Annotated in this window: 25 protein-coding genes; 7 read left to right on the top strand and 18 right to left on the bottom strand. The window is 46.9% G+C overall.

The features are described from left to right. Positions 1 to 48: 48 nt before the first annotated feature. Both BMW94_RS07835 and BMW94_RS07830 read right to left on the bottom strand, forming a co-directional pair. The gene (locus BMW94_RS07835) at positions 49 to 606 is read right to left on the bottom strand and encodes a hypothetical protein (RefSeq protein ID WP_090996662.1); all 558 of its coding nucleotides are present in this window, start codon (positions 604 to 606) and stop codon (positions 49 to 51) included. Positions 607 to 789: 183 nt separating this feature from the next. Continuing rightward, positions 790 to 2,280 carry a glycoside hydrolase family 43 protein gene (locus BMW94_RS07830; RefSeq protein WP_090996659.1) on the bottom strand — a complete coding sequence of 497 codons (1,491 nt, stop codon included), beginning with the start codon at positions 2,278 to 2,280 and terminating at the stop codon, positions 790 to 792. A gap of 177 nt (positions 2,281 to 2,457) precedes the next feature. Between BMW94_RS07830 and BMW94_RS07825 the strand changes: the two genes are divergently transcribed. Beyond that, positions 2,458 to 3,360 (top strand): ArsR/SmtB family transcription factor, encoded by a 903-nt coding sequence (locus tag BMW94_RS07825; RefSeq protein ID WP_090996656.1) that lies wholly within the window; start codon positions 2,458 to 2,460, stop codon positions 3,358 to 3,360. A gap of 222 nt (positions 3,361 to 3,582) precedes the next feature. Here the strand turns inward: BMW94_RS07825 and BMW94_RS07820 are convergent, their stop codons facing one another. The 8 genes from BMW94_RS07820 to BMW94_RS07785 all read right to left on the bottom strand — a co-directional run bounded on the left by BMW94_RS07820 (position 3,583) and on the right by BMW94_RS07785 (position 9,408). Further along, complete coding sequence (locus BMW94_RS07820) at positions 3,583 to 3,909, bottom strand: DUF6896 domain-containing protein (protein WP_254790163.1); 327 nt, start codon at positions 3,907 to 3,909, stop codon at positions 3,583 to 3,585. 109 nt (positions 3,910 to 4,018) lie between these two features. Next, positions 4,019 to 4,447, bottom strand: coding sequence for a GNAT family N-acetyltransferase (locus BMW94_RS07815; protein ID WP_175480618.1), 429 nt, complete (start codon positions 4,445 to 4,447; stop codon positions 4,019 to 4,021). Positions 4,448 to 4,460: 13 nt separating this feature from the next. Then, the gene (locus tag BMW94_RS07810) at positions 4,461 to 4,916 is read right to left on the bottom strand and encodes a GNAT family N-acetyltransferase (RefSeq protein ID WP_175480617.1); all 456 of its coding nucleotides are present in this window, start codon (positions 4,914 to 4,916) and stop codon (positions 4,461 to 4,463) included. Between the two features lie 27 nt (positions 4,917 to 4,943). Next, positions 4,944 to 5,348, bottom strand: a complete 405-nt coding sequence (locus BMW94_RS07805) for a GNAT family N-acetyltransferase (RefSeq protein ID WP_090996646.1) — start codon at positions 5,346 to 5,348, stop codon at positions 4,944 to 4,946. 112 nt (positions 5,349 to 5,460) lie between these two features. After that, positions 5,461 to 6,684, bottom strand: coding sequence for an amidohydrolase family protein (locus BMW94_RS07800; RefSeq protein ID WP_254790162.1), 1,224 nt, complete (start codon positions 6,682 to 6,684; stop codon positions 5,461 to 5,463). Between the two features lie 123 nt (positions 6,685 to 6,807). Next, positions 6,808 to 7,509, bottom strand: coding sequence for a DUF1361 domain-containing protein (locus tag BMW94_RS07795; RefSeq protein WP_090996643.1), 702 nt, complete (start codon positions 7,507 to 7,509; stop codon positions 6,808 to 6,810). A 576-nt stretch (positions 7,510 to 8,085) separates the two neighbouring features. Further along, complete coding sequence (locus BMW94_RS07790) at positions 8,086 to 8,625, bottom strand: methylated-DNA--[protein]-cysteine S-methyltransferase (RefSeq protein ID WP_254790161.1); 540 nt, start codon at positions 8,623 to 8,625, stop codon at positions 8,086 to 8,088. 78 nt (positions 8,626 to 8,703) lie between these two features. After that, the gene (locus BMW94_RS07785; RefSeq protein WP_090996637.1) at positions 8,704 to 9,408 is read right to left on the bottom strand and encodes a DNA alkylation repair protein; all 705 of its coding nucleotides are present in this window, start codon (positions 9,406 to 9,408) and stop codon (positions 8,704 to 8,706) included. Positions 9,409 to 9,804: 396 nt separating this feature from the next. Between BMW94_RS07785 and mgtE the strand changes: the two genes are divergently transcribed. Continuing rightward, the gene (gene mgtE, locus BMW94_RS07780) at positions 9,805 to 11,175 is read left to right on the top strand and encodes a magnesium transporter (RefSeq protein ID WP_090996634.1); all 1,371 of its coding nucleotides are present in this window, start codon (positions 9,805 to 9,807) and stop codon (positions 11,173 to 11,175) included. Positions 11,176 to 11,413: 238 nt separating this feature from the next. On the opposite strand, the gene mmsB is transcribed toward mgtE, so the two are convergent. From mmsB to BMW94_RS07750, 6 genes are all read right to left on the bottom strand, one after another. Then, positions 11,414 to 12,577, bottom strand: coding sequence for a multiple monosaccharide ABC transporter permease (mmsB, locus tag BMW94_RS07775; protein ID WP_090996631.1), 1,164 nt, complete (start codon positions 12,575 to 12,577; stop codon positions 11,414 to 11,416). After that, the gene (gene mmsA, locus BMW94_RS07770) at positions 12,561 to 14,111 is read right to left on the bottom strand and encodes a multiple monosaccharide ABC transporter ATP-binding protein (RefSeq protein WP_090996628.1); all 1,551 of its coding nucleotides are present in this window, start codon (positions 14,109 to 14,111) and stop codon (positions 12,561 to 12,563) included. Before mmsA ends, mmsB begins: the two co-directional genes overlap by 17 nt. Positions 14,112 to 14,133: 22 nt before the next feature. After that, positions 14,134 to 15,219 carry a multiple monosaccharide ABC transporter substrate-binding protein gene (gene chvE, locus BMW94_RS07765; protein WP_090996625.1) on the bottom strand — a complete coding sequence of 362 codons (1,086 nt, stop codon included), beginning with the start codon at positions 15,217 to 15,219 and terminating at the stop codon, positions 14,134 to 14,136. A gap of 314 nt (positions 15,220 to 15,533) precedes the next feature. Then, the gene (locus BMW94_RS07760; protein WP_254790183.1) at positions 15,534 to 16,799 is read right to left on the bottom strand and encodes a response regulator; all 1,266 of its coding nucleotides are present in this window, start codon (positions 16,797 to 16,799) and stop codon (positions 15,534 to 15,536) included. A 41-nt stretch (positions 16,800 to 16,840) separates the two neighbouring features. Then, entirely contained in the window at positions 16,841 to 18,709 is a 1,869-nt protein-coding gene (locus tag BMW94_RS07755; protein ID WP_254790182.1) for a cache domain-containing sensor histidine kinase, read from the bottom strand. An 85-nt stretch (positions 18,710 to 18,794) separates the two neighbouring features. Further along, positions 18,795 to 19,802: a substrate-binding domain-containing protein gene (locus tag BMW94_RS07750; RefSeq protein WP_090997066.1), complete on the bottom strand. Its 1,008-nt coding sequence runs from the start codon at positions 19,800 to 19,802 to the stop codon at positions 18,795 to 18,797. Between the two features lie 196 nt (positions 19,803 to 19,998). Here BMW94_RS07750 and BMW94_RS07745 point away from each other — a divergent pair, with 196 nt between their 5' ends. Both BMW94_RS07745 and BMW94_RS07740 read left to right on the top strand, forming a co-directional pair. Further along, positions 19,999 to 20,580, top strand: coding sequence for a LysE family translocator (locus BMW94_RS07745; protein ID WP_090996620.1), 582 nt, complete (start codon positions 19,999 to 20,001; stop codon positions 20,578 to 20,580). Positions 20,581 to 20,601: 21 nt separating this feature from the next. Beyond that, on the top strand, positions 20,602 to 21,378 hold the full coding sequence (locus BMW94_RS07740; protein WP_090996617.1) for an AraC family transcriptional regulator: 777 nt from the start codon (positions 20,602 to 20,604) through the stop codon (positions 21,376 to 21,378). Between the two features lie 135 nt (positions 21,379 to 21,513). Here BMW94_RS07740 and BMW94_RS07735 read toward each other — a convergent pair whose 3' ends face one another. Continuing rightward, complete coding sequence (locus BMW94_RS07735; protein WP_090996614.1) at positions 21,514 to 22,080, bottom strand: hypothetical protein; 567 nt, start codon at positions 22,078 to 22,080, stop codon at positions 21,514 to 21,516. A 145-nt stretch (positions 22,081 to 22,225) separates the two neighbouring features. Between BMW94_RS07735 and BMW94_RS07730 the strand changes: the two genes are divergently transcribed. Continuing rightward, positions 22,226 to 22,894, top strand: a complete 669-nt coding sequence (locus tag BMW94_RS07730) for a phosphatase PAP2 family protein (protein ID WP_090996611.1) — start codon at positions 22,226 to 22,228, stop codon at positions 22,892 to 22,894. Between the two features lie 129 nt (positions 22,895 to 23,023). Here the strand turns inward: BMW94_RS07730 and BMW94_RS07725 are convergent, their stop codons facing one another. Further along, a complete protein-coding gene (locus BMW94_RS07725; protein WP_175480616.1) occupies positions 23,024 to 24,460 on the bottom strand; it encodes a glycoside hydrolase family 1 protein in 1,437 nt (478 codons plus the stop codon). An 86-nt stretch (positions 24,461 to 24,546) separates the two neighbouring features. Between BMW94_RS07725 and BMW94_RS07720 the strand changes: the two genes are divergently transcribed. Further along, positions 24,547 to 25,488: a helix-turn-helix transcriptional regulator gene (locus BMW94_RS07720; protein ID WP_254790160.1), complete on the top strand. Its 942-nt coding sequence runs from the start codon at positions 24,547 to 24,549 to the stop codon at positions 25,486 to 25,488. Positions 25,489 to 25,560: 72 nt separating this feature from the next. Then, the gene (locus BMW94_RS07715; protein WP_090996605.1) at positions 25,561 to 26,376 is read left to right on the top strand and encodes a class I SAM-dependent methyltransferase; all 816 of its coding nucleotides are present in this window, start codon (positions 25,561 to 25,563) and stop codon (positions 26,374 to 26,376) included. The last annotated feature ends 25 nt before the right edge of the window (positions 26,377 to 26,401 follow it).

Raw genomic sequence — 26,401 nt, 5'->3', positions numbered from 1 at the left:
TAAATTATTCGATTGACTACCCATGTCTTCGAAAACTAAAAATCATCATTAATATTCTCCTAGTTTTATTTGCTTCTTTAACTCAGTTATGTATTCGTATACATCATCAATATTTACTATACCTTCAATATTCCTCCTCAATAGATCAATGATAAAATTACTATCCTTCTCCCTCAGCCTTATATCTTTTATGTAGTTATCATTATAGTCATTAATAAAATCTAATTTGTTCTTATAAAGTCGAAATCGTTCCAATACATAAATTTCCTTAAGATTAATGAATAAAGCTAATAACTCCTTCAGATTTCTGGCCACTAAAGTTACTTGATCACCAGATGCCATAGGCTGAATAAAAATAATAGGAGCTTCTTCCAGATCACTAATTGATCCGTTAAACGTTAGAAAAGCAAAGTGGTCACCATCTACTCCAGTTCTTCCAAATACGATGGCATCATCTGGCGTACAGTAATATCTATCATCATTATTATTAAAAGTAATATAAAAACCCACATAATCCTGGAAGGTTCTATCATGTCGTTCACGTAGTTCCTTATCTATTCGGACGATGTCTACTAATGTTTCAGGGATTTCATAATTTATTTCCACGTTAAACACCTCTTCCTGATATCATAACTATGTACAAGTCTATCGAAGATTTATTTATTATATTTAGCGTAATACCCACATCGCTATCATTACAATTCTCTTTTAACAACTAATACCATTCCTATTCTATATATTAACGCAAGTTAAAAAAGAGAAGGAACAAAAGTCCTTCCCCTTACCTTCTCAAATGTAATCACACTTAAATTTAGAAAACTCAGCCACAGAACCTTCTCCGCTCGCATATAGACCAATGAGCACCCCTGTAAATCCCCCGGCAACTTCCGAGGAAAGGTATTTCGTCTGTGCTGTCCCTAAGAGGATATCCTTGCCATCTGTATGAATCAGGAAGCTGTAGCGTTCATGGCTTGCCTGTATCACCAATGTGGCATGATGATCACTTCCCAGATCCACTTCATTTTCGACTGATTTGATATCCCCAATATTCAGACGCTCAATTACCTTATATCCGCTCCGCTCTTTGCGAATGGCCAAGTCATAATGGTGCTGTTCATCCATGTAGATGGTGATGCCTGCCTCGCCATTCGTAAGACTAACGTCAACAGAGATGGTCGCGTCAAAGTCTTTTTGACGTAGGCCAATGAATGTCGGGGATGCTGGAACATCCAGTGTCACTTCGGTTCCTTTTAACTTTATGTTGCCTTGCGCTAACAAGTAATTTTCTGTATTGGGATGACGAAGATAACACCAGTCCAGATTCCAATCCGTGTTCTCGAACGTATAGCTTTTCTTCTCTTGTTGAATGACTGTGTCGGAAATACGATCCGTGTCAAAACTCATAAGCGTCGTACCATCATGTCCTGCCGTAAACCAGCCTTCCTCGTCAAAGGTAACGGGCGTAAGGAAAACTTCCCGGCCCAGATGATGATAGGTAAGCCATTGTCCACTCTGACGGAATCCCAAATGAAAGATCCACCAATGGCCTGCCTCGTCCTGAATCAGGTCGCCATGACCAACCCCCTGCAACTCGTAACCGCCAAGATTACGGTTGGTCAGAACAGGATTCTTGGCATAGGGTTCGAAAGGACCGGAAGGAGAATCTCCCCGTGCATACGTGACCATATGACCGTATTCGGTTCCGCCTTCAGATGCCATGAGGTAATAGTATCCATTCATTTTATACAAATGTGGACTTTCCAGATAACGTCCGCCTGATCCCTGCCATACAGAACGACTCGGGGTCTTTTTGTGACCTGTTTCAATGTCAATTTCACACTGAATGATTCCCCCAATTCCTTCATCGTCGGTACCATTGCTCATAAAGAAGGCCTTACCGTCTTCAAAATACAAATCCGGATCGATCCCCCCTTGATCCACCATAATCGGTTCTGACCACTCCCCGTATATATCGTCAGTCCATACGTAGAAATTCTGACGCGTGGTGTCGTTCGTCGTGGTCATATAGAATCGCCCATTATTGTATCGAATTGTAGGGGCGAAGACACCTCCAGAGCTGCCCACCGTCTCCAAATCAATCTGGCTTTTTCGGGTTAAACAATGGCCAATTTGCGTCCAGTTCACTAAATCTTTGCTTTCAAAAAGCGGAACACCCGGAAAGTATTGAAAGGAACTGCACACCAGATAATAAGTGTCATCCACCTTGCAGATGCTTGGATCTGGATAAAACCCTTTAATGACCGGATTATTGTATTTCATTTGAGGCACCTCTTTTTCTCTAATTCATATATTTAAGAATCCAACTTCATGAGCAGATAAAAAAATTAAACACTATCGCAATCATTCTTTCAATGCGTTAGAGTTGAAGGGTCAAGTTAATTTCATTAAATTAATATATATATGATTTCAATAGATCGGGTTAGGAGATGGTTAAGGATGATCAAAGCGAACGGAGATCCAAAATTTATACCGTTATACGAAGCGCTGGCAAGCGAGGTTAGATGGAGAATCATGGATTTGATTGCAGATAGCGAAATGAATGTGAAGGATATTGCGGCTGCGTTAGAACTTAGCCCCTCCATCGTCACGATGCATATACGCAAGCTTGAGCAAGCTGGACTGATCGATAGCCGTAGGATACGCCTGAATGGAGGCACGCACAAATTATGTTTCCTCAAACAAAATCACATCGAGATCGAACTGCCCTCCGCCAGTCGGACAGCAAGAATTAGAGAACAGACTATTTCAGTGGGGCACTATACTGCGTTTGAAGTTCATCCTACCTGTGGTCTTGGGACGCACGAGAAAGAAATTGGAGTCTGGGACGACCCACGCTACTTTCTTGATCCTGAGCGGGTTCACGCTGCCATCCTCTGGTTCGGAAGAGGTTATGTCGAATACAAAACACCTAACTATATGCTTCCTGACGAGACTGCTAACTCCATTGAGATTTCAGTGGAACTGGCTTCTGAAGCCCCGGGTTTAAGAGATCATTGGCCATCGGATATCCAATTTACGTTTAACGGCATTTCGCTTGGAACGTGGACAAGCCCCGCTGACTTCGGAAGAGCTGCCCGAGGCAAATATACACCAACATGGTGGCATCGTAATGTGAATCAATATGGATTATTAAAGACAATTCGTGTTGATAGCTCGGGTACGTATATGGATGGAGAGCGGATGTCAGACGTGACGATCGAGGATATCCAACTGGAGCAGCCATTTTGGACGCTTCGTTTCACGGTTGACGAGGAGGGGGCCAACGTCGGGGGATTAACACTCTATGGTTCCGGGTTCGGCAATCATGACCAAGATATTGTCATACGCGTACAACGCTAATCTTTCTTTATGTAGTAACGAATAATCCCGTTCTTCTCTTCTAACGCATTCCCAATTTGAATGAACGGGATACTGCTGTACGCAGTTAAAGAAGCTTTCTATATTCAACACCATGAACATGAATCAGCACATTCTGGGCTGCCAACCTTTCGAAAAAATCCAACATATCCCCAAAGGGATTTTCGAAATAGGCAATCAGGTGTTCATAATTTGCAGTGGATTTCAAATAGTTATAAAAAAATAAGGGTCCATGTTTCCCACATCCTCTTTACTGCCAAGAGAAACCTCCAACGTTTGCCCTGTTTCTGCATTCTCGAACATGCAATGCTCTCCATGAACATCGAAATGCCATTCTCCACTCAGAAGTTCTTCACCATTTAATACTTCTTCATTGGAAAGCAAGTAGTAGTACGCTCCATTGATGATCTCTTCCTTTTCAGCCTGGCTGGTTTCCGAAATCAATTTGTCGATCAGTTCTTGTGCAATACTTTTGTACGTGTCCATCGCTTCCAATAATGTATCTGTTGTTTCTTTGGTTAAAGCGTGCATCTCTTGCCTCCTGCTTGTAGTGAACGTCTTAAAATCCCTTCAATATGGCTCAATACCCCTACGTAACACTTGGAACGAATATACAATCAAGCTGAAGCTTGAACTCGTTTTATACATATTTCTTAAAAGCCTTGCTGGATTCCCCATCGTATCCTAACTTCGTGTAAAAGCTATGTGCCTCGGATCTGGATGAACCGCTGGTAAGAAACACTTTTATACAATTTTTCTGTATGCATACATCCTCTATATACTTCATAAGCTCAGATCCATATCCCTTGCTCTGCACTTGCTCGGTAATGATAACCCGCTCCACCACGCCAAACGGTCTATTTTCCACTAAAGCATCCAGACAAATATGTAAATGAGCAGTCCCAATAACCTGATCACCGACTTCGTAAACAAATAAGAAACTGTTGGGATTATTCCTTACTTCTTCAATCCGCTCCGCCAGTACCTTCGTATTCAGATTGTTCGGTAATAATTCTTTGTACAGCCTTTCAATAACCTCGACATCCCTTGCTTCGGCCTCTCTGATCATCAGGTTCCACTCCTCAGCTTATATAATAACTTAATATGATGTCACCATTGTCCTCGAATTCACCCGTCTCCTGAAACCCGGATTTCTTATATAAAGCGTTTGCCACCATGTTATGCGGCACATGAGATACCCTAATTTGCTTGCAATCGGATCTCTCTTTTAACTTATGAATGACTTCCTTGATCGCCAGTTTGGCGTATCCTTTCCCCTGGTATTTCTCATCGATCATGAATCGAAGTATCCAATAATATCCATCATTATACATCTCATTATCAAATAAAATAAAGCCTACCATGCGGTCCTCTGCAAAAATTCCATATGGCTTCGAGGTGATCTCCTTCGTCGCATGTATTAAGGAATCTGCATTGCTTGCTACCAAATTCAGTTGATCTTCGCGCAGTTGAAGCTGAATGCACGCTAATTCGTTTCCCTTGGTTATAGGTTGTAGTGTTAATTGCCTTCCATTCATGCTCATATCTCCCCTTGAATTAAACAGCTAGATTTTTTTGATCAAAATAATCTCCAAAGGCTGCGTGTCCAACAATAGAGAGCCTGCATCAACATACCCCAACTTTCTATAAAAGTGTTGTGCATGTTCATCTGACTGTGTAGAAGTCATCACCGTATCAAACCCTTTTTGCTTCATCAGGTGCTCCCAGTGCTGCACGACGGCTCTGCCAATCCCTCCACTCCGATAGGGCTCGTCGATCCAGATCATATTCATGAAAGGAATGTTATCCCAAAAATACCCGTACCTCATCCATCCAATTCTTGATTCTTGCTCCCATATCATCAGAATTTCGTTCTCTTTGATCTTTGTCTCCACAAGCGAAGGATGGATATGTCGATCTCGTTCAAGAATATAACTGTAATCGGTTTCATCAGCATGTATAATCTTCATTGTCATTGCTCCTCCCATAAACTACGTCCATCATAACCCAAAATGTGGAATACGCAACACAAAAAACCACGAATATTCGTGGTTTCATATGTCGGTACCATGTCCCTATGACCTACAAAGATCCGCTCACCAACTGCCCTCTGTACCATACCGCCTGTCGTGCAGATCTTCTGGCAACAGCTTCCGCAGAACAACTTGCGTGAACTAATATAAAGCTAGCCGTGTCCCCTACCTTCGGCCACACCTGTTGTCCCTTAGAATCTAGCGTTGTCATCCCACCTGTGACAAAGGCCAGCGACTGAGACAAGGACAGCTCATCGTTAAACCCGTACAGTTCGGCGAAACGTCCCGCTTTCTCCAGTTGATCTCCATTGCCAAACGGAGACCAATGATCCGTCAAGCTATCTGTCGCCAGCTTCACGTTCACCCCATTTCGATGGAGCATCGGAAGGGGCATCATCATTTTACCGATAGGCACGGTCGAAGCAACGCTCATACCAAGGGAGGCCATTCGCTGGGCCATATCTTCCGTTTCCTGCTGTTCCGCACGGGCGAACCAGAACGCATGGCTTACGGTAACTTTGCCCTGAAGTCCCGCTTCTTCGGTCAAATCAGCCAATCGCAGCAGCGTTTGTTTACCCGGTTCTCCCGAATCATGCAAATGAATATCGATGCCTGCCTGATACTGAACAGCCAGTTCGACCATTGCATTTAGCGATTTCTCAATATGCTCGTCCACAGTGTGAGGATCAAGTCCACCTACATGAGTAGCCCCTTCCGCCATGGCTTGACGCATGAGTTCAACCGAATTAGAGCGGAGAAGTCCATGCTGCGGGAAAGCGACGATTTCAGAGGATATTTTGCCCGAAAATGTCTCCAATGCCTGCTTTGTCGCTTCCAGCCGTCTCAACCCGCTGACTGGTTCAATATTGCAATGACTGCGCACATGGGTGGAACCGTATCCCTGAATCAGGCTCAGAATGCTCTCCGCCTGACGCTTTGCATCGGGTAATAGCTTGGGCAGCAACACTTTCTCTTCTTCGATCCGTTCGAAAATGCTGGAGATGCGTCGAACCGCTTTCCATGGTCCGTCGTAATACGTTTTATCCAAATGAATATGGCCTTCCTCGAACGAAGGCAGCAGCAGCAGTCCTTTACCATCAACCTGTGGCAACTCACTTGTTAAGTCCGTATCCCCATCCACGATGGCTGCAATGACTCCATCTTCAATCCGCAGATGACCAAGGCTTGTCCGGGTGCCCGTTACCTGCCCGTCTTCCATTACATAACTTTGCTCCAATGATACGTTGGTTAACCAGTATTCCTGCTTCAACATAGTCACTCCCTCTTTCCACTCGGTCTATCGAGCATCGAGTACCGATTCATCTGTGGTCAATGGTACCATAGGACTTCATTCAGCAAAAATAGTTAAAACGTTGGTGTTCCATACGATTATCGTCTAGATATTATTGGACTTCCCCGTTAGTATACGAAGTGAGATATATCCCAAAGCCTGAATCACAAATACCAAAGCCACAAACTCAACCAGAATGCTGTTGCCTGCACTTAAATCAGTCATGATATCCTTCAAAATAAGGCCAGGCTGCTTCAAGATATCCCAACTATTCCACCGATTAAATCTCCCGATGTATACCCCTAGACTGCTCAGGAGTAAAATAACGCCTACAATTACCATACTGCTAAATGGGTTTAATCGTTTATTTAACAATCTGTGGATTTGATGTATCGAGCAAATGGACAGAACTAAACCCAGTATAGCTACGACAAACGTTAGGGTGAGGTTATACCAAAAATCAATATTAACCCAGAATTTAGTTTGCCCTTGAGGATCAAAGTATCTGAATGCATGCAAAATTTCTGTGAAAAGATATGCCGAATTCGGTAGAAATAACAACCAGCCTGCACACATTACCCCGACTAGTGCGATGCTCGTTCTTGTAAGTTTCCTATTGCTTACATAACTAATCGTTGATGAAATGATGAATGGAACCCATGCCAAGAAAATGTCCCACGTCAAAAATTGATACACGTTTGTGTTTGATTTGGTACGCAAGTAGAAAGCAACTAGCAGACAGCCTATGGTAGCAACGATTAAAACACTACTCAATTTTAAATAAAATGTATTTTTATGATTGTTCATTTCTTCGCTTCCATTTCCCTTTCCTTGGTGTTATGCCTGAGCAGTCCGGATCCACTGATCATCGATTTCATAAATGAACCATGACTTCGCCTTCCTAATAATCTACGTCCATCATAACCCAAAATGTGGTATATGCGTACATCTTAGGATCGTTTAAGCCATTTACAGTGACAGCTCAGCTCTCAGACAATCATTATTTTTTAACGAATCCAGAACACCCTATTTAGCGTAATTCCACGGATCAATCATCGTAATGAACCATAGACAGCTTATACCCTTGCTTTGTGAGTCTTACCGCATCAATCTGCTGGTTTTTACCGGAATAAAGCGCCTGACGTTCGTTAGCTTTTGCATATCACGCTATTGCTCACAATAAGGTGTAGGAGATTCGGTAGCGTCGTGACTCAGAAGGAAAAGAAAACTTCCGCGATATTTCCGTTCAGCATCCATTCTTCTAACCGTTAACCGTAGAGAATGCAAAAAACAGGCACTAGGGAGTGCCTGCACATTTGAGAACCGAGCGAAGCACTTAGCTAATAGTTCAAACCGCTTCTTTTTTATATGAAAATATGATAATCAGAAATTAAACCGCGCATGCCCGTCATCGGTCACGCCTTCGATTTGTTCAATGTCCAGCAGTCTTCGCTTCATCTCCAGTCCTCCGCGAAAACCGGTCAGCTTGCGATTGGCACCGATAATGCGATGACACGGCAGCAGTACCGGAATGGGGTTGGCTCCATTGGCTGCCCCAACAGCTCGCACCGCTGAAGGTCTGCCCACCGCAGCAGCAATGTCGCCATAGGTTCTTGTCTCACCATAAGGAACATTCCCCAACTCCGTCCATACTTGCTGTTGGAATGACGTTCCGATCAGATCGAGCGGGATCTCATCTGTGAAAGCCACTTTGTTTCCAGCAAAATAGGATTGCAGCCAATCCATCATGCCTGTCTGCTTCAACGCTGCTTCATTCTCTTCGAGCTCCACTCCAGGAGCAATTCGTCCAATCCAGCTACTCCAATCTTCCAGCGTTTCATTGGGCATAATGACCCGGCATAACCCTTTTTCGGTGGCAAGCAATACCCACGGACGACCGTCTAATTCCATTTTGGTCCACATGATGCTCTTTCTCATACGTTTATCGACCTTTCTCCTGTAGGTTTATATCTGGTTTCTTTTTTTCGTTATGCACACATACTACACACGAACCGTTTTTTTCACTTTTCGCTTCATGCTGCGGATGATCTGCTTCGTCTCCGGATCAACACGATAGGACTCCATTATTTTCTGAAGAGCCTTATTATACGTAAAATCGTCCAAGGTGTTGTCCTGCAAATAACGCATCGTGGCTGCTGCCTGTTTCACATAAGCGATGGAAATTGCCCAGGCTACTGCCATTTTCACATAGTACCCTTCGTGATGAATGGTATCTAATGAAGCAAGCACTCTGCTGATATATTTTTCTTCCATATAAAAGTTCAACAGCATCACAACCCCGAAGCGAATATCATACTCCTGATTGGATACCAGATAGGGCTGCAAGAAATGCCATACCTCATCCAGATGTGTCTTTGTATATTTCAAACCACCGCAGAAGCTGTCGCATATCGACCAGTTATCTATTTTGGGAACAAACCAGGCGATATGCTGCAGAAGTTCCTCAGTATCCGCTTGGGCATGGCCGATAACCATCGCTTGCAGCATCACTTCTTCAAAATAATCATCATCAGCGGTTTTCAGATAGGCGCGCCAGTCCTCTTTGACGATTTGTTTCGCCATCTTGCGTATTTCAGGCAGTCTCACACCTAGCAGATTCGTGATATTTGGAATGAGCGCAGCCGAGAATTTCTGATATTCCGGTTCGACCAGAGATAACAATTGTGTTCTTACAACCGATTCCACATGTCTCCTCCTCATCGGGTTTTCTACATCAAGTATATCCCGGCAGCATCCATTTGTAAGCCCATATCGAATGTTTTAGCAAGATTACAATATCCTTTTCCCTTAGTCGTTGTTTAACTTTCATTCCATTTCGTTTAAGAATACGGAGTTGAAATATGTTCAACCAAACATTTACACAATAACGGAGAGGACAGAAATAACCTGAAGAAGCGAAGCGTTCGCCTGAAAGCTTTCTGAAAGAAAGCTACATCGGAAGCATAAGCTATCCCCGGATTTCCCCTTTTTCAGAAAGGAATCAAAAAAATCTGGGGATAACAGCGATCGGAAGGTTGTTCTGTCATCGGAGTGCCAGTGTAAATATTCATTTGTTGAACCCATATAGAAAGGAGACTACATATGAATCGATCCCATCCCAAAAAAGATGTTTCGGTTGAAGAGATTACGGAGCTCCTTGTGCAATTCGTGCAAACCCAGAACCTGACCGAATTTTATAAATGGGCCAAAGAGTTGCATCCCTACGACCTTTCACTCGTATACAAAAAGTTCCCTGAAGAAGAGACCAAACGATTCTTGCTTTTATTCAAGCCTGACGTTCTCGCCGACATGGCAGAAGCGCTCACGCTTCACGAACAGGTACATCTATTCGAACAGTTAGGCCCGGAACGCACGCTCGAAGTCATGCAGCAAATGGACAAAAGTGATCTGATTCGCTTCATGCATGATCTGCCCCTCAAACGCAGAGAAGAACTGCTATCTACAATGAATCTGGATCACTCTTCGATCATCCGCTCCGTGCTGAACTATCCACCGGAGACGGCGGGTCGAATCATGACCGATCGTTACCGTACCCTGTTATCGCATGAAACCGCAAAAGAGGCACTGAGAGAATCTCAGGCTACGCTGCACATTCCTGCGACCAGTTATCTGTATGTTACCGATGATGAAGGCAAACTGGTTGGAGTTGTGAGTTACCAATCCCTTGCTCAAGCAGATGATAACACCAAAGTGGAAGAGCTGATGACCCGGCGTGTCATCCATGCAACTGTCGATATGGACCAGGAAGAAGCCGCACAGCTATTGCAGCGTTATGAGTTTATGGCTTTGCCTGTCGTGGATGAGAACCGCAGATTATGCGGTGTTATCCAAATGGATGATGTCATTGATATTATTATGGATGAAGCCAGTGAAGACATTGCCAAGATGGGTGGCGGCAGTAAAGACATCGATTTTGATACCAAACCGTTAGTTGCCGTCAGACGTCGCCTTCCTTGGTTGATTTTATTGTTATTTATCGGATTGATCTCGGGCAGAATCGTGGATTTTTTCGAGGACACGCTGAATCAGGTTGTGGCGCTGGCGTTCTTCATGCCCATGATAGCAGGTATGACGGGGAATACGGGTACACAATCCCTTGCTGTCGTTGTGCGCGGCTTGATTGGACGTAAACTGGACAAGGCTACAGTGCTTGCGCTAATTGGCCGGGAGATTAAAGTAGGCACCCTGATTGGACTTGTATGTGGCTTGCTGATTACGGTCATCGCTTATTTCTGGCAAGGTGACTGGCTGCTCGGAGCCATTATTGGCGTATCTCTTTTTTTCACCCTCGTAATTGGAACACTGACCGGTACTTGCATTCCGCTTCTGCTCAGTCGGTTCAAAGTAGACCCTGCGGTTGCCTCCGGCCCATTAATTACAACACTGAATGATATTTTGTCGTTGTTTATCTATTTCGGCATCGCAACCCGTTTTCTGGATGCCTTAATGTAAATTCTGTTCCATAGACAGAGTTATACCACTACAAAAATGCACAGAGAAACTGCATGTAAAATTCAAAAAGAAAACAGGTAAACGACAGACCATGATCCAACGGATCACGGTCTGTCTTTGCATTCTCATTTTCATTTAACTTTTCCAATAAACTTTCCATTGTACACATCATTCAGCCTATCCATTCAATCTTTCCACGCTCGAGACATCCGCTTCCACACAACATTTCAACACAAAGCTACGCTGATCGTTTGTTTTTATTATAAATATCGAAGGCTACCGCCAGCAACAGTACCAAACCCTTAATGCCCTGCTGCCAGTCTATACCCAAGCCGATCAGGGACATCCCGTTGTTCAGAACCCCCATAACCAAACCACCGATGATGGCGCCAAATACTGTACCGATGCCTCCCGAAGCGGAAGCCCCTCCGATAAAGCACGCTGCAATGGCATCCAGCTCAAAGTTGGTACCGGCTCTTGGCGTAGCCGCATTCAATCGTGCTGCGAAGATCAGGCCGGAAATGGCCGCCATTACACCCATGTTAACGAATACCCAGAACGTCACTTTTTTCGTTTTGACCCCGGACAGACCGGCAGCCTTTTCATTGCCTCCCAGTGCATACACATGGCGCCCCATAACAGTGCGGTTCATGATGAAGGAGTAGATAACAATTAATACAAACAGCAGAATCAGAATATTCGGAATGCCTGCATAGCTCGCAAGCATGAAAGTGAACAAATTCGTCACTACAGCCACGACCAGCAGCTTGAGCAGGAAGAGCCCCTGGGATACAACCTCGAATCCATATTTACGCTGGGAACGGCGCTCCCGCAGTTCATTAACGACATACCAGACCGTGAGAACAAGACCAATGATGACCGACACCAGACCGAGTCCAGATATTTGAATATCAGGCAGGAAGCCTGAGCTTATTTTCTGAAACCCTCCTGGAAAAGGAGAGATTGACTGCCCCTCCAGCACAATCATCGTCAAACCACGGAAGAGCAGCATGCCGGCCAAGGTTACGATAAATGCCGGAATCCGTACATATGCAATCCAGAAGCCCTGCCACGCTCCAATTAACGCACCGACCACCAAAGCAGCAATGACCGCCAGCCAGGCCGGAAGCTGCCAATCAACCATCATAATGGCGGCAACCGCCCCTACAAAAGCAGCAATCGAACCTACCGACAGATCGATATGTCCGGTAATGATCACAAGCACCATACCAATCGCCAGTACAAGAATGTAACTGTTTTGCAAGATCAGATTCGTAATGTTGATCGGCTTGAGCAGCAGCCCCCCGGTCAGTACCTCAAACAGCAGCATAATGACAACCAGCGCGATAATCATGCCGTATTGCCGTATATTGTTTTTGAACAGTCTAGTTAACATTTCCATGCTTCCCGCCTCCTGACTTGGTCATATATCTCATCAACGTTTCCTGCGATGCTTCTTCCCGGCTGACTTCTCCCGTGATTCGTCCGGCAGTCATCACATAGATTCGGTCACACAGGCCCAGTACCTCCGGCAGCTCGGATGAGATCACCAGCACACCCTTGCCCTCAGCGGCCAGCCGATGAATAATGGTATAAATTTCGAATTTGGCTCCGACATCGATGCCGCGTGTCGGTTCATCCAGAATGAGAATATCCGGTCCGGCAAAAATCCATTTGCTCAGCACCACCTTCTGCTGGTTCCCGCCGCTCAGATTGCCGGTTTTCTGCAAAATGCTAGGTGCCTTGATATTCATGCTTTTTTTCATATCCTCGGCTACCAGTACTTCCTCCCGTTCGTTCACCACCGCATTTTTGGTCAGCTTGCCAAGACCCGTCAGGGAAATGTTCCGCTTGATATCGTCCATCAGGATCAGACCATATTCCTTGCGGTCCTCGGTCACGTATGCGAAACCGTTCTGAATCGCCTCCGTGACGCTGTTGTTCTGAATGGGCTTACCATCCTTGATAAGCTGGCCCGATATGCTGCGACCATAGGATTTGCCAAATATGCTCATCGCAAGCTCCGTGCGCCCTGCTCCCATCAGACCAGCAATGCCTACAATCTCGCCTCGTCTGATGTTCATATTGATCTGATCCAGCACCTTCCGGTCGGCATGATGCTCGTGATATACGGTCCAATCCTTCACTTCCAGGATAACTTCACCAATGCTCGCATGACGCTCCGGATAACGACTGGTCAGATCACGCCCTACCATCCCGCTAATAATCCGGTCTTCAGTCACTTTGTCCTTTTTCATATCAAGTGTTTCGATTGTCTTACCGTCCCGCAGTATGGTCACCGAATCCGACACCTTCGACACCTCGTTCAGCTTGTGGGAAATGAGGATACAGGCGATGCCCTGCTTCTTGAATTCCAGCATCAACTGAAGCAAATTTTCACTGTCATGCTCGTTCAACGCCGCGGTAGGCTCATCCAGAATGAGCAGTCGCACCTTTTTGGAGAGCGCTTTCGCAATTTCAACCAGCTGCTGCTTACCCACACCGATGCTGGAAACAAGGGTGTTCGGATTTTCATTCAGGCCCACCTTGCCGAGCAATTCCCTTGTACCTACAAACGTTTCTTTCCAGTTGATAATCCCTTTGCTAGAACGCTCGTTGCCCAGATAGATATTTTCCGCAATTGAAAGGTAGGGAATCAGCGCCAGCTCCTGATGGATGATGACAATACCCAGATCCTCGCTTTGCTTGATGTCCTTGAACTCACACGTTTTGCCCTGAAATAAAATATCCCCTTCATACGTTCCGTGCGGATATACGCCGCTAAGCACCTTCATCAGCGTGGATTTGCCTGCACCATTCTCACCGCATAACGCATGAATCTCGCCTTCTCTGACCTTGAGATTGACATTTTCCAGCGCCTTTACACCAGGGAACGTTTTGGTGATGCCCTTCATTTCCAGAATTACTCCTGCCATGGAATGTGCTCCTTTCACTTTTTTATTTCAGTCCGATTTCTTCTTTCGTGTAATATTGACTGCCCACGATATCCTTCTCCACGTTGGTGCGATCCACAGAAATGGGGTCAAGCAAAAAGGCAGGAATGACCTTAATTCCGTTGTTATATGACTTTTTATCATTCACTTCCGCCGTTTTCCCTTGTAATATGCTGTTGGCCATCTCTACCGTCTTCTCCGCCAGCTTGCGGGTATCCTTGAATACGGTCTGGGTCTGTTCTCCGGCCACAATGGACTTGATCGAAGCCAGTTCGGCATCCTGACCGGTAATCACCGGCAGCGGCTTGTTCGCTTTCCCGTAGCCAACCCCTTTTAACGATGAAATGATCCCGATACTGATCCCGTCATACGGGGATAACACCGCATCCAGATTGTCTCCAGAGTAATAGGCACTGAGCAAATTATCCATTCGCGATTGGGCCAAGGCGCCATCCCAGCGCAGCGTCGCAATCTGGGCCATCGTGGTCTGCTTGCTTCGTACAACCAGCTTGCCGGAATCGATGTATGGCTTCAGGACCGACATTGCGCCGTCGAAAAAGAAGTAAGCGTTGTTGTCATCTGGAGAACCGCCAAACAGCTCAATGTTATAAGGACCTTTGCCCTCTTTGAGCCCCAGCTTCTGTTCAATGTAGGACGCCTGGAGCACGCCGACCTTGAAATTGTCAAAGGTCGCGTAATACGTCAAATAGGGGGTGTTGCGTATCAGGCGATCATACGAAATGACCTGTATGCCCTGGTCATGCGCCTTTTTGATGACATCCGTCAGCGTATTGCCATCAACGGACGCAATCACCATCACGTCCACACCCTTGGTGATCATGTTCTCAATCTGTGAGATTTGATTTTCAACTACGTCTTCAGCGTACTGCAAATCCGTTTTGTACCCCTGCTCCTGAAAAAGACGAACCATGTTCTCCCCGTCCCCCACCCAGCGCTCGGAGGATTTGGTTGGCATCGAGATGCCGACATACCCTTTTTCCTTGCTGCCAGTTTCACTCTCAGCCAGGTTGCAGGCTGAGAGCATCAAGGTCATCACCAGCAGCCAGATGATCAATGCTCCTTTTTTCATATGAACTTCCCCTTTCCTCAAATCATACGGACTTGAATGAACGATAAGATAACGCTTACACCCTCCCGTACATACAAGCTGTTGTTCCTGTCTAAAACCCATCGTAGCATCCAGGAACAGGAAGGTCTTTGCTGCATTTGAACCTTTTTTATAAATTTTTAACTTTTGTAACCAACGGGTTCATGAATCAGGTGATGAACAGGCCTGTTGTACGGAATAAATCATTTAGACATCGGCTAACAACAAAAAAAGGACCCGCTCCGCTTGATACAAGCAGAACAAATCCCTTGATGAGAAACCCTTTTTAAACCAGCCTATTCACACTCCAATGAGACGCCCTCTCTTGTACCACCGCCTTTGCGATACTGTACAGGCGAGATGCCCATCGTTTTTTTGAACGCGGTACTAAAATAATGCTGCGTATCGTACCCTACATGCTCTGCAATCCGGTGGACAGGCAATGACGTAGAGTCCAGCAGCTGCGCGGCCTTGCGGATGCGGGCATGCGTGACAAGTGTCACGAAGGAGTCGTTCAGCTCTTTCTTGAGCACCCGGCTCAAATACACAGCAGATACTTGCAGGCGGGAAGCGAGCGATTCCAGCGTCAGATTCCGATCCGTATACTCCTCTTGAATAAGCTGGCGCGCTCGGCGAACGAGCGGAGACAACCGGGCTTGTCCATATATAACTTCACGACACTCGCGATAGGTATCCGGCGCTTCCTCCAACGTACCCATGTGCGTCTCCATATGGACGTGAACGGCAATGTTCAGACAGGAACTGACGGCCTGTTCAATCGTGGACTCCATATCTGCCGAGGCCGCCTGCCACAGACATATGCCAATTAACCCGTTGGGTTCCCTGAACAGTACATGCGACAGGTCCGCCAGCAGCTCACTGATAATATTTTCGGCAGCAAAAAGGAACAACTGACGATCATTTTCCCGCATAAGGGTCTGTCTTGCTTCTGCCGCAGGCCAACGGACGATTCCGATCTGCACTGGCGGCGGAGAGGGCAGACGCAAAAAAGAGAGCTGCTCGGTCAGCTTCTTTTCCTCCGCCTGTCCTTCCAGCCACTCCAGACAAAAGCGCTGGCGCAGCAGCGGGATATTGCGTTCAATCTGATCCGCAGCCTGTCTCACATACGCCGTACGCTTCCGTTCTTCATCCAACCGCTGACGCAGCCGTGCAAGCGCCGAATACAGCTGTTCTGCCTGTACAGGCTTCAAAATATAATCCTCCACCCCTAGCCGAACCGCCTCCTGCGCATAAGCAAATTCATCATGTCCAGACACGATCAGACAGCGGCAGTTCGGACAGTCGACCTGAAGGCGGCGAATCAGATCGATCCCGTTCAGAAAGGGCATGTTCATATCAACCAAGATGATATCCACACCCAGACCTGCAGCCATTTCCAGAGCTTCCTCGCCATCCTCCGCTTCTCCGGCAACCTCCATGCCCAGTGCTGTCCAGTCGGTTGAATCCCGAATGCCCTCCCGAATAATGGGCTCATCATCGGCAATCAGCACTCGGTAACGCTTCTCCAAATTCCCTGTCTCTGTCGTAGCCAAAGCTGTCATCTCATCCGCTGACGTCCATGTTGTTTGTGTATTAAACTTTTTCATTCGCTCTCCTCCCCCTCTTCCCTGTCCAGTGAACGCGCTGGCGGAAGCTGGCGCAGCAGCGGGTGAATGATCGTCACACGGGTGCCTTCTCCTTCTCTGCTGCCCAGCATAATGCCATATTCTTCACCAAAGGAAAGCTGCAGACGAGCCTGTACGTTCAACATGCCGTAGCTTTTGCCAGCCTTCCCGGACGTCGAAGTTTTTTCCATACTCTCCAATGGCGCTGCCAAGAGCCGCTCCATCTCCGCAAGCCGTTCACCGGACATGCCCGCTCCATCGTCCTGAACTAGCAGCAGCAGCCTTCCTTGTTCTGTTTTGGCCTCCACCCGAATCTTGCCAGGCCCTCGTCTGCCCTTGATTCCATGATAGATTGCATTTTCCACCAGGGGTTGGAGCAGAAGCTTAAGCACGAACAACTCCCGCATATCCTCCGGAACAATTATTTCGTACTGTAGACGATCACGGTACCGGGTCTGCTGAATTTGCAGATAACTGGTAATATGCTCAAGCTCGGCGTGCAAAGGGATGAAGTCATTGCCTTTACTGAGCCCGATGCGAAACAGTCTGGAGAGAGCGCCAACCATCTCGGATACATCGTCCGCGCCTTCCTTGCGAGCCATCCAATGGATCGTATCCAGTGTATTGTATAAAAAATGTGGTTTGATATGCTCCTGCAGGCTGCGCATTTCCGCCTCCCTTTTCTGCCGTTCCTTCAGTTCATTCAGGGATATAAGCTGCCGGATCTGAACCAGCATTCGGTTAAAGCTTCTGCCCAGCATACCGATCTCATCGGCGCGGTCGCTCCAGCGGCCCGCCATGAGATTGCCCGTCTCCGCTCTGCGCATGTAAGACATCAGCCGGAAAATGGGCTGCGCAATGGAACGCGAGAACCACAAGGAGGCGCTCAGACCGAATAAACACACCACAAACACAAAGCTGACCACATAAAACTGAATTTGACGCACCTCCGTAGTCGATTCCCGTGCAGGAAATACGCCTACCGTTCTCCACCCCGTAAACGCGGAGGACTGATAGAGGAATAACAGCTCCCTCCCGTCCGCTTCAGCATTAAACGTCCCGCTGTCACCGGATGGAAACCATTCTGCGGGAATCTGTTCCACCAACGGATGCTCCGGCATATAGACGCTCCGTCCTTCTGCATCCGTCACCATTACATAACCGGATTTCCCCAAAGTGACATTCCTTGCAGCCTGAGAGACGGTTCTCAGCTTGAGGTCAATCATAATAACGCCCAGTACACGTCCCGAGGCTTCATCCGTTATGGAACGGGCGACGGATACGATTTCATTGTCCTTATACTGTACGTGTGTTGTAATATTGCGATCCAGCGGCTGACCCAGCACTGTAAAAATGCCCGGATTCGCCGCAGCCCTCTTGTACCAGTCCTCCCGGGTCAGGCTTTGCCTCCCACGGGGGTACATCTCATTGCTGATATAGTCACCGCGTCCATTCGCAAGAACGATTCCGGCAATCTCAGGATACAACGTCGTGAAGCCCTGCAAGGTTTGCTTAATTCCATACAGCTGATCCTGATCCGACACATCTCGTTCCTTCTTGGATGCAATTGTGCCGGTGCCGGTACCTGGATCGTTATCTGATGTTGTCTTTCCTTGCATAAAAGCGATAATATCCGGATCAAAGGCAATCAGATACGTCATGTTTTGCAGGTTCTCCATCTTGCTGTCGAGTGCTTCATTCACTTTGCCAATGAGCTGCATTGTATGACCCTCCACCTGTCGCTCAACAATCCGATCCACCGTCCAGTTCACTAACAATCCCAGACCTACAGAAGGTACGATGGCAAATAACAAAAAGAGCAGCATCAGCTGATAACGCAGCTGCATATTGCGTAAGCGCAAACGGTACAGGCTCCTCTTCATCCAGAGGCGAATGGGTGCCCGTATCAGGGAAATATTCTGTTGATTCTGTTTATTTGGCATAATAATCATCCACATTCACGCTTGTCACCACGGAAATTCCGGTGTCCACCGTCACCGGCAGCGGTGCATTCTCACCGGAGGAGGATGGCGCAGGTACGGTTAGCTGATGATGCAGATGGAACAAATATTGAAGCGACCAGTATCCCATGTTCCAGGTTCCCTGCGCAATCGTAGCCGAAATCGTGCCGCTCTTGATCATATCCAGCGTGGCCTTGTTGGTATCAAAGGATATGATTTTGAACGAACGACCTTCGCTTGAATTTTGGACAGCTTCACCCGCACCTGCCCCTCCAGTCGCCTCGGTCACAAAAATCCCTGCCAGCTTCGGATGAGCCTTCATCATTCGAAGCGTCTCGTCTCTTGATACCATAGCATCGCCATGTCCATCCGCGACTTCAACCACCTTCATGGAGGGATACCGCTGCTCAATCGTATCGCGGAACCCCTTGGTCCGCTCCTCATGATTCTGCTGCCCCGGCAAGGTCAGCACGGCGACTTCACCTTCGCGGGCCATCAGCTCGGCCATTTTATCAGCAGCCGTCACACCCGCCTTGTAATTGTCCGTCCCGAGAAAAGAATACGCCCGGCTTCCCGGTGCATCGGCATCAAACAGCACCACCGGTATATCCGCGTCCAGTGCTTTATTAATGGCCGGGATCAGCGATTTCGGGTCGATGGCAGATATAGCGATTCCCGCGGGCTTGCGTGCAATGGCCTGCTCAATCACCGTTGTCTGCTCCTTCGCATCATACCGGGTCGCTCCACGGTATTCTACGGTTACGCCAAGCGCATCCCCGGCATCCTCGAAACCTTTCAGCGGACTCTTCCAATATTCCAGGCCAGATTGGAATGTAATCATGATGTACGTTTCGCCGATATCTCCGCGCAGCCCCCCGTCTTCCCAGGAGCCATTCACCGGACTGGAATATTCGAACCTGAGCACGTACAGCGCAAATGCCGAAATAAGCAATATATAAACCAGCAGCATTTTTTTCAATCCATTCACTTCCTCAAGTGGTGTCGCAGTCAACATTCTGCTTAAATTGTAAACGCAATCAAATAAAAAGGAAACCGCCTTCCATATTCGAGTTTCATCTTTCTTTTCCTGCTCATGTGCACTCTGCTGCAATAATGTACTATAAGCCAATGCCTCCCCGGAGTATGATCATGTAACTACAACTTGGGGAGGCCCTATGAATCTTACATCTTTTTTCATCTATTGTATTGTCGTTACCTTTACACCTGGCCCCAGCAATATTGTGATTCTCACTTCCGTCGGGCAGGTTGGTCCCCGGAAAACGATGGAGTATGTGTGGGGTGCCACCGTTGCATTTGGCTTATTACTAGCTGCTTCTGCTCTTCTTAATCATCTTCTCGCTGAGATATTGCCTGGCATTCTCCATGTGATGCAGATCGTGGGTAGTGTTTATATGATATATCTGGCTTATCAAGTCTATAAAATGGGTTCCACCGAGACGGCATCGAAGCACGTTACGGGGTTTCTGAACGGTTTAATCATGCAGTTTGTGAATCCAAAAGTGGTTCTGTTCACGTTCACTGTCATTCCCAGCTATGTGCTGCCGTACTACGATAGCAACATGTCAACGTTTCTGTTCGTAATTATCATTACCATCATCGGCTTCATGGCCTATTCCAGTTGGGTCGTGTTTGGCTCCGTCTTCAGAACGTTACTCAATCGTCATCAAAAAGCAGTGAGTATGCTTATGGCTCTTTTTTTGCTATACTCAGCCATTATGGTATCGGGAATCATCTAACGCGCGGGAGGTGTGTGCAGCATGGAATTGTTTAACTATAAGAAATCACAGGACGTACTGGCTTTATCCGCCAGCTTTACGGATTTCACCTATAAAAAGCATTGCCACGAGGAATATGCAGTAGGAGTCACGCTTCGTGGTATTCAGCAATACCATCTCGACGGACATTATCAGGCCTCTCACAAAAACGGCGTGATGTTATTCAACCGGGAACAGTCCCACGATGGAAGTTCCTATGACAAAGCCGGCATAGACTATGTCATGCTTTATCTGAAGCCGGATTTGGTCGAAGAGGTTCTAGGGAAAAAGGAATTGCGTTTTAATAGCCCCATCGTCTATGACCCTGTGCTTGCACGAAGCATCCTGATGCTGAATGATGCTGTTCAAAACGGACAGGATGAAGCGAGATGCAGTGAACTGCTCTTGGGCCTGTTGCAATTACTCTCGCAATCGGAAATGGACACCAAGTTGTGGCGGCCTCAGGACAATCTGGTTCGAAAAGCAAAAGAAATGATGTTTTGCAGTATTGAAGATGTGCTGAAGCTGGACGACCTGTGTGCAGAATTCAACATGTCCAAGTTTCAATTTATCCGCGAGTTCAAGTCCCATGCCGGCATATCGCCTTATCAGTTTTTTCTGAATTGCAAGGTGGAGCGTGCCAGACAGTCCATTGAAACGCATAAGGATGTGTACTCCGCTGTAGCCGAATGTGGTTTTGTTGATCTGACTCATCTGAACAGACACTTTAAACGAGTATTCGGGATCACGGCTTATGAATATATGCTGCAGTTAAACTAATTGAATCGGTACGATTATCCGACCAAATGTATAAAATCCCCGCATGGAGCGCGAGCTGATCTCAACGTTCCACACGGGGATTTATTTTTTCGTTCGTTCCCGTTATACCATTTCCCCTTGAATCAGATCTTAACATCAGGCGCGCTTCTTCCTTCTCCAGATCCAGCCACTTACCAATATAAGCATTAGAATAACCCCACCATATATTATGAAATAAAATGACCAACTTCTTCCATAATCCACTTCTCCAAAATCATCCTGACTCACTGCTTTTCCTGCTCCCAGCAGCTTCAACGCGTCTCCAGCTTGATCAACGGAAAGATTGCCACTGCAAAGATTCGTATGCAGTTTATCGTCCATTTTATTCTGATAAGCAAAGATCAGATAGGATTGGTTCTTCTCCAATTGAATGCCACAAGAATCCGAACCGGCATCATTACCCATGACGGTCATTCGTTTGGCACTCACACCCTTCCATGCGGTATCCACTTCAAAGGTATATGCTCTCACTCGGTCAGGGCTGAATATTTGTGTTCCTCCCTTCTTTACTACTTTACCTGTGAAAACCGCCGTGGACGTCTTCAGCTTCTCTTGGGCATTCGCTTCTACACAGCTGCAAGCATAAGCCTTCTCCCCAGGAAATGCCGTGTAACCCAATCCAGCCAACAACAAAATCAATGCAAACCATACTAAGCGCTTCATCCTTTCACCCCCGGCTCAGATTGTAACACCCATCTTGTAACCGTTCACATTTTGTTTGAAGCCATATTTATTGTAAGATTATAGCATAATACGAATACTGTATTGAGCATTATTAGAAATCAGACACCCTGGAGGAAACCGTCACTTGAATCAGCATTGGAAAAAGAATATCTCCATCCCGCTGCTCGTTGCAGCGTTATGCCTCATTGCATTTGTAAGTATCGCCCTGTCCATCAGCAACAACCAGATCCACGTCTTTGACGATACCTTGATTGGCTGGATTCAGGGCATGGAATCACCCGGAATGACACGGTTCATGCAGCTCTTTACCTGGATTGGCAGCGAATTGCCTGTAGTTGTCATTACCATTCTCGCCATGCTTGTGCTGTATATCTACCTCAGGCACAAAAGCGAACTGCTCTTTCTGGCCTGTGTCATTGCGGGCTCGACTTTGCTAAATGCATTGATTAAGCTGGTATTCCAGCGCGCCAGACCTACGATTAACCGAATTATTGAGGTGAGTGGTTACAGCTTCCCAAGTGGCCATTCGATGGCAGCGTTTAGCTTGTATGGCGGCTTGGCCTTCCTGATCTGGAAGCATGTACCCACAGCGACTGGACGTGTACTCATGATTATCGTAAGTGCAATCTTTATCCTGACGATTGGAATGAGCCGAATTTATCTGGGTGTGCACTATCCCAGTGATGTCGTGGGTGGGTACTTTCTAAGTGGATGCTGGCTTGCCATATGTATATGGTTCTATCAGCGACATCTGGGACGCCTTTCCCTATTACAGTCCAAGCCTCTGGCTTAGGCTTTCTCGCTCAGCATGCAATGATCCAACCCATGCTTGAAAACAAACCAAACGCAAAGAACCTCACGAGTGCATCCAGCACCAGTGAGGTTCTTCTACGTCATTATGAATCTATTTTACAGTGGCAACTTAGAGCTCCTCTCCATTGGATTCAATGACTTTTTTGTACCAGTGGAAGCTCTTCTTCGGTGTTCTGCTCAGATCACCATTGCCATCATTGTCCTTGTTCACATGAATGAAGCCATAACGTTTCTTCATCTCGCCCGTGGATGCGCTGACCAAGTCGATACATCCCCACATCGTGTAAGCGATAAGATCTACACCGTCGGCAACGGCTTCTTTCATTTGTTCAATATGACCTCTCAAGTAATCAATGCGATAGTCATCCTGAATGGAGCCATCTTCCTCCACAACATCCACTGCACCCAATCCGTTCTCCACAACCATCAATGGAATCTGGTACCGGTCATACAGGTGGTTCAGGGTGTAACGCAATCCTTTCGGATCGATCTGCCAGCCCCAGTCGGAAGCTTCCAGATACGGATTTTTGATGCCGCCCAGCAGATTTCCCTCTGCTCTATCCAACGACTCATCCGCACTCTCGACCAAGGACATGTAATAGCTAAAGGAATAGAAGTCTACGCAGCCTTCACGCAGAGTCTGAGCATCTTCCGGCTGCATCTCGATCTGGATGCCTTCTTCGGCGAAGAAACGTTTGGCGAACCCAGGGTACGCTCCACGAACCTGTACGTCTCCACAGATCATGTTGGACAGCTGGTCCTTCTTCTGCGCGAGCAAAATATCGTCCGGGTTGCATGTATTCGGATATGTTGTCATAAAAGCGACCATACAGCCAATTTGGAAATCAGGATTGATTTCATGTCCCAGCTTCACCGCTTTTGCGCTTGCAACAAATTGGTGATGCAGCGCCTGGAAGCGGGTCTGAGGATCATCAACGCCATCGATTAGTGTCTCTTTACCTTCAAACAGGATACCTGCGGCCATATAAGCCCCCATTGGCATCGTCAGACAGTTAATCTCATTGAAGGTCAGCCAGTATTTCACCTGATCTTTGTATCGGGTAAAGAGGGTTGTACAATATCGGATATAACAATCAATCACTTCGCGGGAAGCCCAGCCGTTATATTTCTGGGTCAGACCAAATGGCGTCTCGTAGTGAGAAATGGTCACGAGTGGTTCAATGTTGTACTTTTTCAACTCGGCAAAGACGTTGTCATAGAACTGCAATCCCTCTTCGTTTGGCTCCAGATCATACCCGTTCGGGTAGATTCTGGACCAGTTAATGGACATGCGGAACATTTTGAAGCCCATTTCGGCCATCAGGGCAATATCCTCTTTGTAGTGACCGTAAAAATCAACCGCTTCATGGCTCGGATAATACGTGCCCTCTTCCAGTACAGGCGTAATCCGCCGTGGTGTCGTGTGCGTTCCACCTGTCATCATATCGGAAGTACTTGGGCCTTTACCGCCCTTGTCCCATCCACCTTCAAACTGATTGGCAGCCGTTGCGCCACCCCAGAAAAATCCGTCTTTCATCGACATCATCAATTCCTCCTTCATGTTCTTGGTGAGACTCTAACACAAGTGTACCACCCATACCCTGACACCTATTGTCATGGTATAATGTCGGCATGGAAAATAACCGATTATTCAGAATGCTATTGCTGTTATTGGAGAAAAAGAAAGCTACCGCCCCCGAGCTTGCGCGTTTGTTCGAGATATCCGTGCGTACGGTGTACCGTGATATCGACAGACTGAGTGCGGCGGGCATTCCCGTATACACGACAACCGGAAAGCATGGCGGAATCCATCTCATGGACAACTTTGTCATGGACAAATCCCTGTTGTCCGAAGATGATCAGAATGAAATTTTGCTTGGATTATATAGCGTCAGCGCCATCCCTCACCTTAACACTGCCCATATGCTCAAACGTTTAACCGCACTGTTTGATCATAAGCTGGATTGGATCGAGTTCGACTTTTCACCATGGGGCAGCATTCCACAGCAGGAGAGGGAACTGTTCAACCAGGTCAAACAAGCGATCTTCACCAATCAATGGATTACGTTTCACTATGTCAATTCGGATGGAGAGAAGAGTGTGCCGACGGTTGAGCCGCTCAAACTTTTGTTCAAGAACAGTACCTGGTATTTCAAAGGATACATTCATGATGAGCCCGACCGAAACGAATTTCAGACGTTCAAAATGAAACGCATTACCCAGTTGAAATTTCTGCCAACGGCCCCCGGAAACAACATAAACATCGGATCAACGGAAAATGAGACACAAGTCTCTATCAACCAAATCGCTCTGGAACTGTCGTTCTCCAACTCTATTGCATATAGGGTGTATGATTTTTTTGAACCGTCACGCGTTGAAAAAGAGCCCGATGGCAGGCTGCGCGTTGCCCTAGAACTGAATGAGGGAGAATGGCTGTACTCCTTCCTGATGTCGTTTGGATCTGACCTGACCGTAATCAAGCCTCTACACATCGGACAGGAACTGCTCAGACGACATATCAAAGCGGTAGAGCATTTGCAACAGGTCGTTAACAACAGGTTGGAAAATGAATGATATAATGAAGCTCTGATCATCTGTTGATTCTTTTGCTTGGCTATCGATCCATTTCCTGAAGGAGGTTTGTCCATGCAAGACATTAGACGTAACAATGTGGAACGATTCAAGGGTTTCGGTACGTTATATGACCAGAACCGGCCTGCTGCGCCCACCGAGGTCGTAGATATTCTGACGAATTATTTGGGCAGCAAACCTCGCATGGTTGCGGATGTTGGCTGTGGTACCGGCTTATCAACATGGATTTGGCTAAATGAGGCAGAACGTGTTATTAGCTTCGAGCCAAGCGATGATATGAGAGCTGTCGCAGAGTTCAAATGGGAAGCGGCAGGCAAACCGGACCATCTTCGCTTTGTCTCCGGCCTGTCGCACGAACTGGGACTGCCTGATGGCAGTGTGGATGTTGTGACCTGCTCACAGTCATTCCACTGGATGGAGCCCCAGTCCACACTGCGCGAATTTGCACGTGTACTGCGTCCAGGAGGCATATTTGCTGCCTACGACTGTGACTGGCCGCCCGTGGTCGATTGGCAGCTGGAACAAGCCTATCTGCAGTTGAATACGGAGGCAGATCATCGTGCTGCCAGTCTGGCTCCCCAGGAAAATCAGGCACATAAATGGAATAAAGACGGTCACTTGCAGCAGATTCAGCAGTCCGGCTTGTTCCGTTATTCACGTGAAATTGTGTTTCACCACCGGGAAACATTCGATGCGGACCGATACGTCAATCTGGCACTGAGCCAAGGCGGCCTGCAAACGGCAGTGAAACTCGGAGCTACTAATCTGCTCGAGGTAGCTGACGCATTCAGACAGCTGGCTACTCGCATTTTTGCCGGAGAATCGAGACAAGTTCTATTCTCATATCGGATGCGCCTGGGCATCGTCTGATTTTAAGCTAAGCTCATCCAGATCT

Origin of the sequence: Paenibacillus sp. OK003 (assembly GCF_900109515.1) — a bacterium.
Taxonomy (GTDB): Bacteria; Bacillota; Bacilli; order Paenibacillales; family Paenibacillaceae; genus Paenibacillus; species Paenibacillus marchantiae.
The sequence above is the reverse complement of the archived record's forward strand: the minus strand, read 5'-3'. Positions and strand labels throughout refer to the sequence as shown.